Source organism: Nonomuraea sp. NPDC003560, assembly GCF_042878785.1.
Lineage (GTDB): Bacteria > Actinomycetota > Actinomycetes > Streptosporangiales > Streptosporangiaceae > Nonomuraea.
Genome location: NZ_JBIAOF010000013.1, coordinates 274,538 through 288,429, shown reverse-complemented (window position 1 = coordinate 288,429; position 13,892 = coordinate 274,538). Strand labels below are relative to the sequence as shown.

The following is a 13,892-nucleotide window of genomic DNA, read 5'->3' as shown; positions in this document are numbered from 1 at the left end:
CCATGTCGGTCGAGGCACTGTTCAACCCGCGCTCGATCGCCCTGGTGGGGGCCACGGACAAGTCGGGCTGGTCGGTCAGCACGCTGCTGAACCTGCGCACCCACGGCTTCTCCGGGCCCGTCCACCTGGTCAACCCCAGGGGCGGGGTGGTGCACGGATCGCCGGCCTTCCGCAGCCTGACCGAGATCCCCTCCCCCGTCGACCTGGCCTACGTCATGGTGCCGACGGCCGCCGTGCTCGGCGTGCTGAAGGAGGGCGCCAAGCTGGGGATCGGCTGCTACGTCGTCCTCACGGCGGGGTTCGGGGAGGCCGGCGCGGAGGGCGCGCGGCTGGAGGCGGAGATCGCCGGGTTCGCCCGCGAGAACGGCCTGACCATCCTCGGGCCGAACGGCAACGGCTACATCAACGCCGCCGCCGACGTGACCCCGTACGGGCTGCCCATCCCCGAGCCGCTGCTGCGCGGGTCGGTCGGCGTGGTGCTGCAGAGCGGCGCGCTGGCCAGCTCGGTGCTCGGCTTCGCCCAGGCCCGCAACGTCGGCGTCAGCCTGCTGACCTCGATGGGCAACGAGTCGGTCGTCACGGTCACCGACGTCGTCGACTACCTCGTGGACGACCCGGCGACCCGGGTCATCGCCCTGTTCCTGGAGACGATCAGGAACCCGGCCGAGTTCTCCCGGGTCGCCCGCCGGGCACTGGAGGCGGGCAAGCCGATCGTCGCGCTCAAGATCGGCCGCAGCCGGCTCGCCTCGCACACCGCGCAGGCCCACACGGGCGCGCTCGTGGGCGACGACGACGTCATCGACGCCGCCATGCGCCAGCTCGGCGTGATCAGGGTGCGCTCGCTGGAGGACCTCATCATCACCTCCGGGCTGCTGGCCGCCACCGGCCCGCTGCCCGGCCGCCGGGTGGGCGTCGTCACCCCGTCCGGCGGCGCGTCCGAGATCATCGCGGACCGGGCCGAGGACGAGGGCCTGGAGCTGCCGCCCTTCGCTGCGGCGACGGTCGAGAAGCTGGCCGGGATCGTGCCGTCGTTCGGCACCGTGCAGAACCCGCTCGACGTCACCGGCTACGTCCTCGTCGACCGCACCCTGCTCGGCCGCGCCCTGGAGACGGTGACCGCAGATCCCGGCATCGACCTGGTCATGCTGCTGTCCGAACCGCCCAGGGTCGCCCCTGCGGACCCCGCGCCCGTCCTGGCCATGTACGAGGCCAGCGCGCGGCGCATCGCCGAGTCGCCGGTGCCGGTCGTGGTGGTGAGCAACGTGCTGACCGACGTCACGGAGTTCGGGCGGCAGGTGCAGCGGGAGACCGGGTTCCCGTACGTCATGGGCGGGATCGAGCACGGCCTGACCGCGCTCGGCGCGGCGGTGCGCTGGTCGGAGGCCCACCGCAGGGCCCTGACCGGCGGCGGCCCGGCCGGGCGGGCGGCGGTCACCGGCGCATCCGGGGGCGCATTCGGAGGCACGCCCGAGGGTGCGCACGGCGTGTGGGCCGAGCACCGGGCCGCCGCCCTGCTCGCCGCCGCGGGGCTGCCTGTGGTGCCGTCCGAGACCGCGGCGGACGAGGCGGCGGCGGTGGCCGCGGCCGAGCGGTTCGGCTACCCGGTGGTGCTCAAGGCCGCCGCCGAAGGGCTCGGGCACAAGAGCGACATCGGCGGGGTGCGGCTCGGGCTGTCCGGCCCGGAGGAGGTGCGGCAGGCGTACCGGGAGGTGGTGGCCGCGGCGCGGGCGCACGCCCCCGACGCGGGCGTCCTGGTCCAGCCGCAGCGCGGCGGCGGCATCGAGCTGCTGGCGGGCGTGGTGCGCGACCCGGCCTGGGGGCTCACCCTGGCGGTCGGGCTCGGCGGCGTCTGGGTGGAGGTGCTGCGGGACGCGGCCCTGCGCGTGCTGCCGGTGGACGCCGGCGAGGTCCGCCGGGCCCTGTCCGAGCTGCGCGGCGCGGCCCTGCTGGACGGCGCCAGGGGCACCGAGCCCGCCGACCTGGACGCGGTGGCCGACGTGGTGGCCGGGATCGCCGCGTTCGCCGAGAGCCTGGGCGACGACCTGGAGTCCCTGGAGATCAACCCGCTCCTGGTCACCGGCTCCCGCGTCGAGGCCCTGGACGCGCTCATCACCTGGCGCCCGCCGCCCTCCTGACCTGGCGGCTCGGGCGCCCTTGCTCAATGGTCAAGGCTCTTCAGCAGGATCATCACGGCTCCCAGGGCGCCCGAGCCGGCCCCGCAGAGCAGCCGGATCCAGAGCCGGTCGGTCTTGGGCGCCGCCGCGAAGAAGCCGAGCACGGTGAGCAGGACGACCGACACGCCGATCTCCAGGTACACCGACGCGTCCACGGACATCACGCCGGTCATCGCCACGCACAGGATCACCGTGAGCGGGACCAGCCCCCACAACATGCCCGTGGAGCGCGTCACCGCGCCCCGCACCGCCTTGCGCACGTCCGGCGACCGGTCGCCGACGATCTCGGCGAACGCGTGCGCGATCCAGAACACGATGACCGTGCCGATCGCGGTCGCCAGCAGCTCGGCCGGGTCGGCGATCCAGTGCGAGAGCCCGGAGACGACGCCGGCCGTCAGGATGGTCCCGTAGACCGACTCGCCGTTGACGAACCGCCCCACCCCGCGCGCGGCTCCCGTGCTCACCCGACGAATCTAGTACGGCCCTCGCGCGCGGCCCGCCGCCCGACGCGCCCGCCCGGACGGCTTTTCGCGGCCTTGTCCGGGGCCTCGTGGCTCCGGGCGTCTCGGTGGCGGCCGCCCGCGTCCGCAGCAGCGCGGGCGGCCGTCACCGGTCCGGTGGCCGGGTCGTGGCTACTCGACCTCGACGGGCAGCTCGTAGATCTCCGTCGTGGGATGGCCGGCCTTCTCGTGCACCCGCATCACCGCCTCCTTCGACGGCCCCGACGACAGGCAGAACACCTTGCCCGAGTCCGGATCGAGCCAGGCCCGCTCGAAGTGCACACCCTCGACCCCCTCGACCGCCAGGTCCCGCTCGTGGGCCTCGCGCAACTGCTCCTCGGTGACGCCGACGAAACCACTGTGCACGTCCATGAACTTCGGCATCGCCGTCTCCTCTTCTCAGGATCTTCCGCTTCCGATGGAGAGGCGTTCCATTCCGTTCCATCCCGTTCCATCGGCCGTCCGGGCTCGCCTGCCCGGACGGCCGTGCGCGGAACCTAGGGCAACCGGGAAGCCAGGACGAGGGTGGCGGCGGAGGCGAACATGCCGCCGTTGCCCAGCACCACGCTCACCTCCACGTCCGGCACCTGGGCCGCGGCCTCGCCCCGGAGCTGCCGCACCGACTCCTGGATGGCGAACATGCCGTACATGCCGGTGTGCGTGTAGGACAGGCCGCCGCCGTTGGTGTTCATCGGCAGCCGGCCGCCGGGCGAGGTGTGCCCCTCGGCGATGAACGCCCCCGCCTCGCCCCGCCCGACGAAGCCCAGGTCCTCCAGGCCGTAGACGGGCACGTGGGCGAAGGCGTCGTACACCATCAGGTGGTCGACGTCGTCGTGGGAGATCCCGGCCTCGGCGAAGGCGGCCCGGCCGGACAGGCGGAAGCCCTTGGAGGTGGTGAAGTCCTCCATCTGCGAGACCATCGGCGCGTCCATGGCCTCGCCGGAGCCGAGCAGGTACACCGGCGGGCGGCGCGACAGCTCCTCGGAGGTGACGACCAGCGCGCCGCCGCCGTCCGTCACCAGGCAGCATTCCAGCAGGTGGAAGGGGTAGGCGACGAGCTTCGACGCGAGCACGTCCTCGACCGTGATCAGGTCGCGGTACATGGCCCGCGGGTTCCTGGAGGCCCAGCGGCGCTGCGCGACCGCCACCTCGGCCAGCTGCTCGTGGGTGAGGCCGGTCTCCTTCATGTGGCGCAGCGCCGTGACGGTGAACGACGTCGGCGGCCCGACCACCCCGTACGGCAGCTCGAACTGCCCGAGCAGCGAGTCCGCGCCCAGCCCCCACCGGCCGGCGCCGACGCGCGACCGTCCCGACTCGCCGTGCGTGATCAGCACGGTACGGCACAACCCGGCCCGGATGGCGGCGGCCGCGTGCCGTACGTGGAACAGGAACGACGACCCGCCCACGCCCGTGCCGTCGAGCCAGGAGGGCGTGATGCCGAGGGCGTGGGCCACCTGGATCGGGCCGGGCGTGCCGACCGTGGCGATGCCGTCGATGTCGTGTTTCGTCATGCCCGCGTCGGCGAGGGCGTTGCGCGCGGCCTCCAGGTGAAGCTGGAAGGTGGAGCGGTCCGGCAGGCGGCCGATCTCGTCGGTCTCGGCCGCCCCGGCGATCACGATGTTCATCGGACGCCCTCCGCGGGCTCGAAGAGCGGCACGTGCACGTCGCCGCGCCGCTCGAACACCACCCGCAGCTCCATGTCCAGCGGCAGGTTCTCAGGGGTGTTGGGCACGCCGACGATGTTGGTCATCATCCGCACGCCCTCCTCCAGCTCCACGACGGCGATGGCGTAGGGCCCGCCGGCCTCGAAACCGGGCGCGGGACGATGGTTGATCACGTACGAGTACAGGGTCGCGCGGCCCGTCGCGCGCACCCACTCCACGTCGCCGCCGCCGCAGTGGGGGCAGCTCGGCCGGGGGTAGAAGTAGTGCCGCGCGCACGTCTGGCAGCGCTGGATCCTGAGCTCTCCCGCGGCCGTGCCGTCCCAGAACGGCTGGGTCTCGGGCGTTGGCTTCGGTGCCGGTTTCATGGGCCTCCCCACTCTAGTTCTAGAATCGCACTCTAGAGCTAGGTTCGGTTCGGGGGAAGCCTCCGTGGCTCAGGGGCTGGGGATGCCGTCGCCGTTGCGGCCGCGTCCCGCCAGCACCTCCTCCAGCGTCGGGCGGGCCTCGTCCGGGTCACGGAACCCCGGGCAGGCGAGCTGGATGAGCACGCCGTGCGCCTCCTTGGGGTGCAGGAACACCTCCTGCCAGCGCACGTCGGCCCTGTTGAGCCCGTGCAGCCGGTAGCCGCGCCCGGTGAGCCGGGCGACGGCCGCGTCCATGTCCCCGACGTGGAAGTTCAGATGATGGACGCCACCCCGCCCCCGCGTCAGCTCGAAGAAGCTGTCGAAGAACGTGGACCCGGTCAGCGGCTCCATGAGCTCGATCTTGCTCCCGTTGGAGTAGGTGAGCTGCAGCGTGCGGTACCCGCTGATCCGGTTGTCCCCGCCGCCGCCCAGATGGCGACCGCCGAGCAGGTCGCGGTAGATCGGCAGCAGGTCCCTGATCCGGGGAGCGGCCACGGCCGTGTGGTCGAAGGTCACGTCGAGGCCGTCAAGTTCCAGGTCCACACCCGGCTCCTCACTACGAACGAATCCTAGAATTTGATTCTAATCATCTGATACCGGGTACGCACTCTTGACGCCGGCCGATGCGAGGAGCAGCATCTCAGAAATGGATTCTAGAGCTGGCTTCTAGAACTCATGACGGGGGGCCTAGGCTCGACAGAAAGGCTTGTCATGAGGCTGTCCTACGTCCGCGAGCTCGACGAGTACCCGACCGGCGCCCGCCGGATGAAGATCCTCACCATGGCCGTCCTGGCCATCCTCATCGGCTCCTACGAAGGGCAGATCGCGCCCGTCGTACCCCTGCTGCTCAAAGACCTGAACATGTCCCTGGCCACGTACGGCGCGGTGTCGGGGGCGGCGGCGGTGGCCGGTGCCGTGGCCTCCATCCTGGGCGGGCGGCTCACCGACCGGGTCGGCCGGGTCCGCCTGCTCATCCCGCTCATGGCCCTCACCGCCGTGTGCTGCTTCGCCATGACGCTCGTGCACAGCCCGCGCGACCTGCTGATCGCCCGCATCCTGCTGGCCTTCGTGGACGGCGTCGCCATGGCCTCCACCGCGCCGCTGATCCGCGACTTCTCGCCACGGCTCGGACGGGCGCAGGCGTTCGGGTTCTGGACGTGGGGCCCGGTGGGCGCGAACTTCCTGGCCGCCGCCGTCGCCGGCTGGACGCTGCCGATCTTCGACGAGTCGTGGCGGTCGCAGTTCGTCATCATGGGCTGCTTCTCGCTGGTGATCTCCGCGGTCATCGCGTTCAACATCGCCGACCTGTCCCCCGAGCTGCGGGCCAGGATCCAGCACACCGAACGGGCCGCCGAGGAGGTCGTCGACCTGCGGCGTCCGCCCACCGTCCGGTCGTTGTTCGCCCGGCGCAACATCTGGGCCCACGTCGTCGGCATCTCGCTCTGGCTGGTCCTCTACATCACGCTGTCGCTGTTCGGCCAGACGATGCTGGTGGGCGCGCTCGGCATCAGCAGCGCGCAGGCGTCCACGATCATGGCCGCGTTCTGGAGCCTGAACCTGGTCACGCTGATCGTCACCGGCCGCCTGTCGGACCGCCTGCAGCTGCGCAAGCCGTTCTCGCTCGCCGGGACGATCGCCGCGGTGCTGGTCACCGCCTACCTCGCCGTCGCGCTCGGCCAGGAAGGCGTCTCCACCGGCACGCTCATGGTGGTCGGCGCCCTGCTCGGCGGCTCACTCGGCGTCGCCTACGCCCCCTGGATGGCCAACTACTCCGAGGACGCCGAGGACGCCGACCCGCGCCTGCAGGGCACGGCCTGGGGGCTGTTCGGCTTCCTGAGCAAGGCGATCGCGGTGGTCGGGCTGCTGGTCATCCCGCACGTCGTGGCGGCCACGAGCTGGCAGACGTGGCTGTTCGTGGCGCTGGGCTGCCTTGTGCTGTTCGTCCCCGCGATCCTGCTGTTCAACGGTCCATGGCGCCGCCCCGCCCCCACCCCCGTCCAGGTGGCCCTCACCGAGGCCGAAAGCTGACCCATCCCCCGAGCCTGAACACTGATCCGTCCTCATCGCGTCCGAACACCGAACCGTCCCAACCGCCTGAACACCGAACCGTCCCAACCGGGGCGAACGCCGAACCGTCCCAACCGAGCCCGAACACTGATCAGCCCTGCCGGAACACGCGAAAGCGGCGCGCCCCCGAAGGGGCCCGCCGCTCGTCGCAGGAGTGAGACGCTCGTCCCGGTGCCGGGACGGGACGTGTCCGTCAGTCCCGGTGCCGGAATGAGATGTCAGTCCCGGTGCAGCTTCCGGTACGTCACCCGGTGGGGACGGGCCGCGTCGGCGCCGAGACGCTCGATCTTGTTCTTCTCGTAGTCGGCGAAGTTGCCCTCGAACCAGAACCAGTTCGAGCCTTCCTCCCACGCGAGGATGTGGGTGGCGATGCGGTCGAGGAACCACCGGTCGTGCGAGGTGATCACGGCGCAGCCCGGGAAGTCGAGCAGCGCGTTCTCCAGCGACGACAACGTCTCGGTGTCGAGGTCGTTGGTCGGCTCGTCGAGCAGCAGCACGTTGCCGCCCTGCTTGAGGGTGAGCGCCAGGTTGAGCCGGTTACGCTCGCCGCCCGACAGCACCCCCGCCTTCTTCTGCTGGTCGGGCCCCTTGAACCCGAACGCCGCGATGTAGGCCCGCGACGGCATCTCGACGTTGCCGACCTTGATGTGGTCGAGCCCGTCGGAGACGACCTCCCAGACGTTCTTGTTCGGGTCGATGCCGCCCCGGCTCTGGTCGGCGTAGGAGATCTTCACGGTGTCGCCGACCGTGATAGACCCCGCGTCCGGCGTCTCCCCACCCGTGATCATGCGGAACAGCGTGGTCTTGCCGACGCCGTTGGGGCCGATGACGCCGACGATGCCGTTACGCGGCAGGTCGAACGTCAGGCTCTCCATCAGCAGGCGGTCGCCGAAGCCCTTGGTGAGCTGGTCGGACTTGATCACCGTGGTGCCCAGACGCGGGCCCGGCGGGATCTGGATCTCCTCGAAGTCCAGCTTGCGGAACTTGTCGGCCTCGGCGGCCATCTCCTCGTACCGCTGGAGACGGGCCTTGCTCTTGGTCTGGCGGGCCTTGGGGTTGGAGCGCACCCACTCCAGCTCGTCCTCCAGGCGCTTCTTGCGCTTGGCGTCCTTCTGGCCCTCGACCTTGAGGCGCTGGGCCTTCATGTCGAGGTAGGTGGAGTAGTTGCCCTCGTAGGGGTAGCAGCGACCGCGGTCGAGCTCAAGGATCCAGTTGGCCACGTTGTCCAGGAAGTACCGGTCGTGGGTGACGGCCAGCACCGTGCCGGCGTACTTCTCCAGGTGCGACTCCAGCCACTGCACGCTCTCGGCGTCGAGGTGGTTGGTGGGCTCGTCGAGCAGCAGCAGGTCGGGGGCCTCAAGCAGCAGCTTGCACAGCGCCACGCGGCGGCGCTCACCACCGGACAGCTTGCTCACCTCGGCGTCGGGCGGCGGGCAGCGCAGGGCGTCCATCGCCTGCTCCAGCTGGCTGTCGAGGTCCCACGCGTTGCGGTGCTCCAGCTGGTCCTGGAGCTTGCCCATCTCCTCCAGCAGTTCGTCGCTGTAGTCGGTGGCCATCTGCTCGGCGATCTGGTTGTAGCGCTCGAGCATCGCCATCGTCTCGGCGACACCCTCCTGCACGTTGCCCAGAACGGTCTTTTCCTCGTTGAGCGGCGGCTCCTGCTGGAGCATGCCGACCGTGAAGCCCGGCATCAGCTTGGCGTCGCCATTGGACGGCTGCTCCAGGCCGGCCATCATCCGGAGCAGCGTCGACTTCCCGGTGCCGTTCGGCCCCAGGACACCGATCTTGGCTCCGGGCAGGAACGACAGCGTGACGTCGTCAAGGACAACCTTGTCGCCGTGCGCCTTGCGCACGCGCTGCAGCGTGTAGATGTACTCCGGCATGCTCCCTAGCTTAGAGGCTGCACACGCAGGCTTCCGCCGCCCAGCCCCTTTCACCTCCGCCCGTCCCCGCTCGCCCCTGCACCCCCACCCCTCCAACCCCTCCTCCCCCGAAGGCCGTGACGTCCCGGGGCCGCCCCCTTGCCACCCTTGCACGCTGCAACAGCCATGACACCCCAGGCCCCGAGCCCACCTTGGGGACGGGACGCCGTTCGCCCCGACCTCAGCCGACCAGGATCGCGATCACGCCCCTCCATGGCCCTCTGGTCACGGCCTCCGCCGCCATGCCCCTTTGCCAGGGCCCCTCCACCACGGCCGCCTCCAGCACGGCCGCTTCACCACGCCCCCCTCCGCCACGGCCGCGTCCACCACAGCTTCCTAGGTCGCGGCCCCTGAAGTCGCGGCCCCTGCGGTGGTCCCCGGGGTGGTCCGCGCCGTTGCCAGGAGGGCGGCGGCTGCGGCTCGTGCCCGTTGCGCCGGGTGGGTCGAGCGCTCACGTACCGCCGTGACGATGGCACCGTCCACCAGCAGGACGAACAGGTGCGCCAGCTCGGCGGCATCGGCACGACCGTCGCGCTCGATCAACCCCGAGACGTACGCCCGCACGCGCTCCTTGTGCTCGGCCGCCACCCGATGTGCCGCACTGTCCGGATCCGCCGTCTCGATCATGGTGTTGATGAAGGCGCATCCACGGAAATCCGCCCGCGCGAACCGTTCGGCCAGGGCGTCGAAGACGTCCAGCGGATGGCCGCCCAGAGCCTCCACGCGTTCGGCCAGCCAGGCCCGCCACCGCTCGTCCCGTCGCCGCAGTACGGCCACGACCAGGTCGTCCTTGCTCGGGAAATGCCGGTAGAAGGAGGCGCGGCCCACCCCCGAGACACTCAGGATCCGCTCGACGCCCACCGCTCTGATCCCCTCCGCGTAGAAGAGGTCCTCGGCGGCGTCGAGCAGTCGTTCACGTGCACGTGTGGGCATACCGCCAAGCTATCCCGAACTTCCCTAAAACGGAACCGTTCGGTATCGTCTTGCCCAGATGGAACCGATCAGTACCGTTTTGGAGACCTCATGCCCCGCCTTCCACAACTGACAGAAGACAATGACGGTCTGCTCGACCAGACCCGCCGCCAGCTCGGCAAGGTCCCCAACCTGTACGCCGCCCTCGCCAACGGCCCAGCCGCCCTGGCCGGCTACCTCGCGATGCGCGAACACCTCAGCTCGGGCGTCCTCACCCCGAGACTGAGGGAGCAGATCGCCCTGCTGGTCGCCCAGGAGAACCACTGCACGTACTGCGTGAGCGCCCACACCATGCGCGGACGCCGTATGGGCATGTCCGACGAGGAACTGCTCAAGACCCGCCAGGGCGCGGACGACGAGCCGCACGCGGCCGCCGTCCTGGCGATCACTCAGGCGATCATGCACACGGGTGGCGCGGTGAGCGACGCGGACCTGGACGCCGCACGGGCCGCCGGCGTCTCGGACGCGGAGCTCGCCGAGATCGTGGGCCACATCGCCCTGAACACCTTGTCCAACTACTTCAACCACCTCGCCCAGCCCGAGCTGGACTTCCCGGAGGTGCAGGCATGAACCCCACCTGGAGAAACGGCACCGTCGAACTCCTCGACGGCTACACGCTGACGAACTCCGAGGGCCGCCGGGTGTCGACCGTGGAAGGAGTGCGGTTCGCCATCGAGGGCGGGTATCTCAACGTCGAGGTCCCCGGCGTACCCCACGTCCAGATCGTCTCGGCTCCCGCCGTCCGGCTCGTCACCTGCGACGGCGTCACCACGACCTGACGCCCGAGGCGCACAGGCCACCACCCGAGGGCAGGCCCCTGACCCATCCGTCCCTCAGGCGCCTGCCCGCATTCCCCGCACATCCCACCGCGCACCACACGGCGTGCGCGACGGCACGTCACACGGCTTGTTCCTCGGGCGACGGCGGTTGCGGCGGCTGGACGACGGGGATGCAGACACGGTCCCGGCCCAGCTCCTTGGCCCGATAGAGAGCCAGGTCGGCGGCGGCCAGCAGGTCGATCAGATCGTCGCCGTGCACGCACATCAACGCGACCCCGACCGAGATCGTGATCCGGATCAGAGCATCGTCCACCGGGATGGCCATGTGCCCGATGTGCGTACGAAGTCGCTCGGCGACCTGCCGCGCCTCGTCGACGTCCGCCCCCGGCAGCAGGACGACGAACTCCTCGCCCCCGAACCGCCCCACCACGTCGGACTCCCGCAACTCCCTGCGCAACATGGCCGCCACCCCGGCCAGCACCTCGTCGCCGACCAGATGCCCATGGGCGTCGTTCACCCGCTTGAAGTGGTCGATGTCGATGATCAGCAACGCCAGCGTGTCACCGCTGCGACGCGCCCGCAGGATCTCGGTGTCGGCCTCCCGCTGCCAGGCGGCCGCATTGAGCAGCCCGGTCTTCGAGTCGGTACGGGCGGCGGCCTGCAACTGCGCATGCAACAGACTGCGTTGCAGCAGGACGACCGGCGGCAACGCGAGCACCAGCAGAGCCAGGTTGAGCCCGCACCCGATCGAGACCGTGACCCCGAGACACAGTTCGACGACGTCCAGCAGGACGCTCTCCCGGTTCCACAACACCTCCTGCCACGACCCCTCAGGATCGGACGTGTGCGCCGCGACCGCGATGAGACCGATGTTGAGCAGGGAGAACAGCACGGCGGCCGCAACCGCGTAAGCAATCGGCGGCCCACTCCCCTGCGTCAGCACCCAGGGGTCGGGGACGACCCAGTGGAAGGCGACCGACGCCGTGCAGCCGGCCAGACCGATGGCCGCCGAGCTGAACACCCGACGGTAGAGAACTGTGGCGCGCACGCGCACCTGGAGAAGGATCTGCAGCACGATCGGCGCAAAGAGGGCGTAGACCGGCGGCAGGAGCAGGGCGACCGGCAGCCACCAGGCCGACAACAGGTCACGCGAGACCCCGGCGGGCATGCCCAGACGCCTGCTGGCCTCGATGCAGACCGCGCCGCACGCCATGAGAGCGGCAAAGGTCAGCAAATCCGGCCAGTGGAAATCGGTAGATCTCGTGAACAAGGTGATCGCGACGGCATCTAGGGCGACAATGGCGCACAGATACGCCACAAGCGGGCGCCGTTGCCCGAGCAATGGCCAACGACCGGCCATTCTTGACACACCGTCGCGAGACTTGATCGTGGCGTGACTGGTCGCCGCCATCTCGTCTCCTCCCTGACTAACGATGTGTAACACAATAATTGCGGAGTGTGCGTTATGCGATGGGAACCGCTACGTTGAAACGACCACGCCTGCTCACTCCGCGAGCGGGCAGTGCCGGAAAGGAGCAACCATGGTGCGGGGCGTGACCTGGACATGACCCATGCTCTAGGTATCTGACACGGACAAACACCCCATCGGCCCCCTTCGGGGTGACATCGGGGCCATCAGCCGATGCCCCTCCCCCTCCCCTTGGCCGTCCCCTGCGCGGGGCGCCGACCCATCGGCTGCTGCCCTCCGCCCCGATCGCTTTCCCCCTGACCGATGGCCGGTGAACCATCGGTCGTACCACTCCTTCATCCGGTCCGTCGAGGAACTCGATGACCAGCGCGTCCGGGCCTACGCAATCAAGGAGTGCATCACACATACGACTGCCGTCACGTCGCGCTTGCCCGCCGTTGCCCGCACGCGCGTCGCGTCACCGCCTGAGGACGCCGTATGTCCTTCGCGCGATGCCGTCCGCCTCGACGCCTGCGCGTCCCCGAACCCGAGCACCGCCAGGAGGCAAGCGGCACCAACCCCCGCCTGGGCAGCGCGCCTCCGGGCGTAGTTACCCGTGGGGGATCACCGTGAGGCGAACCGGGTCAGTGCGCCTCCGCATGCACGCGCCCCCTTGGGTGGATTGGCAGTTACGTGGGTGCCCCGGTCAGGCGGTTAAGGAGCCCATACAGACAACGGGCAACCCCGTCCAGAGGGGTCGCAGCCCGCGAGTAGTCCGCTGCAGGTGGATGAGCAGCCGGCGGGTCGGGCGCTGTGCCGGGGGCCGGCTTTTCGCTTGATCGGCCGCCCACTGCGTCCTCGATGTGGGCGCGCCTGGCGGGTGTGGTTGTGGGGGCGTCGAGGCGAGTGGGCCGGCCGGGTTGGGGCGGGTGTCTTCATGGCGGGTTGCGTAGGTCGGCATGAAGACACCCGCCCCCGTGGGCAGCGGCCACGTGTCCGTCACGGCGGAAGCATCCGCTGGTGCAGGTGCTCAGCCGTCAGGTGGCGATGGTGTCAGGCCGCGGCCTTCTCCGGTGTCTGTGTCTTCGTCCGGGGCTTGCTGGACGCGCCCAGGACGCGGACCGTGGCGGCCTTGGCTGACGAACCGCGGCCCGGCTGCTCTGGTGTGACCGGGCCAGGAGTGGTGTCGTCATCCGCGGCGGTGTCGGGGTGGGGCTCGGGACGTGCGCTCGGTTGCGGGCGGGCGGCGTCGGGGTCGGTGGCCGCTATGCCCAGCGTCGTGAGGTCGGCGTCCGGCCCGGCGTCGTCGGCGTGAGGCTGCGCGGGTGCGCTTCGGGGGGCGTCGGCGGTCGCGGGGACCGACGGGTCGGCGGACGGGTGGAGGGAAGACGGACGGACGGGTTTGGTGCCCATCGCCCAGTCCTGGGTCTCCTCGTCGAGGCGTTCGCGCATCTCCTTGGTCATCGAGCCCAGGCCGCCCCCGCGCTCCGGCTTGGTGAAGACGCCGGTGCCCCAGCGCAGGTCGTGCCCGACCGCGCTGGCCTCGATCTCCGGCATGAACCGGCGGTCGCCTTCCGCGCCGAACTCGCGGATGCGGAGCTTGCCGGACACGACGACGGGCTGCCCCGCCCGTACGCAGTCGGCGACGTTGTCGCCCAGCGCACGCCAGCAGCGGACCGTGAAGCAGACGCGCTCACCGTCGGTCCATTGCCCGGTCTTCCTGTCGAAGTAGCGGTGCGAGGTGAACACCTTCAGCGACGTGACCCTGGTGCCGTCGTCGAAGCTGTACTGCCGTGGCTCTGCTGCGACGTTTCCGGTGAGCGTGATGTAGATGTCGTTCATCCGTGCCTCCCATGCGGCGGGCGGACTGCCCGCGACCTGGGAACACGGTGCCTGAAGCAGGCCGGGTGGGACGGGGGCGAACGCCGTTCTGTGGATAAGGGACGGCGAGGGAGGGCGGCTGTGGATGACGGCCGGTCGTGCAGGAAGCGTACGAGAAGAG

The 13,892-nt window shown here is 70.4% G+C and carries 13 protein-coding genes; 4 read left to right on the top strand and 9 right to left on the bottom strand.

Going from position 1 to position 13,892, the window contains the following annotated elements; all coding sequences use genetic code 11:
* Positions 1 to 2 precede the first annotated feature (2 nt).
* Entirely contained in the window at positions 3 to 2,135 is a 2,133-nt protein-coding gene (locus ACFYUV_RS40875) for an acetate--CoA ligase family protein (protein WP_387678982.1), read from the top strand.
* 23 nt (positions 2,136 to 2,158) lie between these two features.
* Here the strand turns inward: ACFYUV_RS40875 and ACFYUV_RS40870 are convergent, their stop codons facing one another.
* From ACFYUV_RS40870 to ACFYUV_RS40850, 5 genes are all read right to left on the bottom strand, one after another.
* A complete protein-coding gene (locus ACFYUV_RS40870; protein ID WP_387678979.1) occupies positions 2,159 to 2,638 on the bottom strand; it encodes a hypothetical protein in 480 nt (159 codons plus the stop codon).
* A gap of 168 nt (positions 2,639 to 2,806) precedes the next feature.
* Positions 2,807 to 3,058, bottom strand: coding sequence for an SCO4226 family nickel-binding protein (locus ACFYUV_RS40865; protein WP_387678976.1), 252 nt, complete (start codon positions 3,056 to 3,058; stop codon positions 2,807 to 2,809).
* Positions 3,059 to 3,171: 113 nt separating this feature from the next.
* Entirely contained in the window at positions 3,172 to 4,299 is a 1,128-nt protein-coding gene (locus tag ACFYUV_RS40860; protein ID WP_358294767.1) for a thiolase, read from the bottom strand.
* Complete coding sequence (locus ACFYUV_RS40855; protein ID WP_387678973.1) at positions 4,296 to 4,703, bottom strand: Zn-ribbon domain-containing OB-fold protein; 408 nt, start codon at positions 4,701 to 4,703, stop codon at positions 4,296 to 4,298. Before ACFYUV_RS40855 ends, ACFYUV_RS40860 begins: the two co-directional genes overlap by 4 nt.
* Before the next feature lie 69 nt (positions 4,704 to 4,772).
* Positions 4,773 to 5,285: a VOC family protein gene (locus tag ACFYUV_RS40850; RefSeq protein WP_387678970.1), complete on the bottom strand. Its 513-nt coding sequence runs from the start codon at positions 5,283 to 5,285 to the stop codon at positions 4,773 to 4,775.
* A gap of 168 nt (positions 5,286 to 5,453) precedes the next feature.
* Between ACFYUV_RS40850 and ACFYUV_RS40845 the strand changes: the two genes are divergently transcribed.
* Complete coding sequence (locus tag ACFYUV_RS40845; RefSeq protein ID WP_387678967.1) at positions 5,454 to 6,770, top strand: MFS transporter; 1,317 nt, start codon at positions 5,454 to 5,456, stop codon at positions 6,768 to 6,770.
* Between the two features lie 257 nt (positions 6,771 to 7,027).
* On the opposite strand, the gene ettA is transcribed toward ACFYUV_RS40845, so the two are convergent.
* Together ettA and ACFYUV_RS40835 are read right to left on the bottom strand one after the other, a co-directional pair.
* A complete protein-coding gene (gene ettA / locus ACFYUV_RS40840; RefSeq protein WP_358294775.1) occupies positions 7,028 to 8,692 on the bottom strand; it encodes an energy-dependent translational throttle protein EttA in 1,665 nt (554 codons plus the stop codon).
* A 375-nt stretch (positions 8,693 to 9,067) separates the two neighbouring features.
* A complete protein-coding gene (locus ACFYUV_RS40835; RefSeq protein WP_387678964.1) occupies positions 9,068 to 9,664 on the bottom strand; it encodes a TetR/AcrR family transcriptional regulator in 597 nt (198 codons plus the stop codon).
* A 90-nt stretch (positions 9,665 to 9,754) separates the two neighbouring features.
* Between ACFYUV_RS40835 and ACFYUV_RS40830 the strand changes: the two genes are divergently transcribed.
* Both ACFYUV_RS40830 and ACFYUV_RS40825 read left to right on the top strand, forming a co-directional pair.
* The gene (locus ACFYUV_RS40830) at positions 9,755 to 10,273 is read left to right on the top strand and encodes a carboxymuconolactone decarboxylase family protein (protein WP_387678961.1); all 519 of its coding nucleotides are present in this window, start codon (positions 9,755 to 9,757) and stop codon (positions 10,271 to 10,273) included.
* On the top strand, positions 10,270 to 10,482 hold the full coding sequence (locus tag ACFYUV_RS40825) for a hypothetical protein (protein WP_387678958.1): 213 nt from the start codon (positions 10,270 to 10,272) through the stop codon (positions 10,480 to 10,482). The genes ACFYUV_RS40830 and ACFYUV_RS40825 overlap by 4 nt, the downstream gene beginning before the upstream one ends.
* Before the next feature lie 118 nt (positions 10,483 to 10,600).
* Here ACFYUV_RS40825 and ACFYUV_RS40820 read toward each other — a convergent pair whose 3' ends face one another.
* Entirely contained in the window at positions 10,601 to 11,893 is a 1,293-nt protein-coding gene (locus ACFYUV_RS40820) for a GGDEF domain-containing protein (RefSeq protein ID WP_387678955.1), read from the bottom strand.
* A gap of 1,050 nt (positions 11,894 to 12,943) precedes the next feature.
* Entirely contained in the window at positions 12,944 to 13,732 is a 789-nt protein-coding gene (locus ACFYUV_RS40815) for a single-stranded DNA-binding protein (RefSeq protein WP_387678953.1), read from the bottom strand.
* Positions 13,733 to 13,892: the final 160 nt, after the last annotated feature.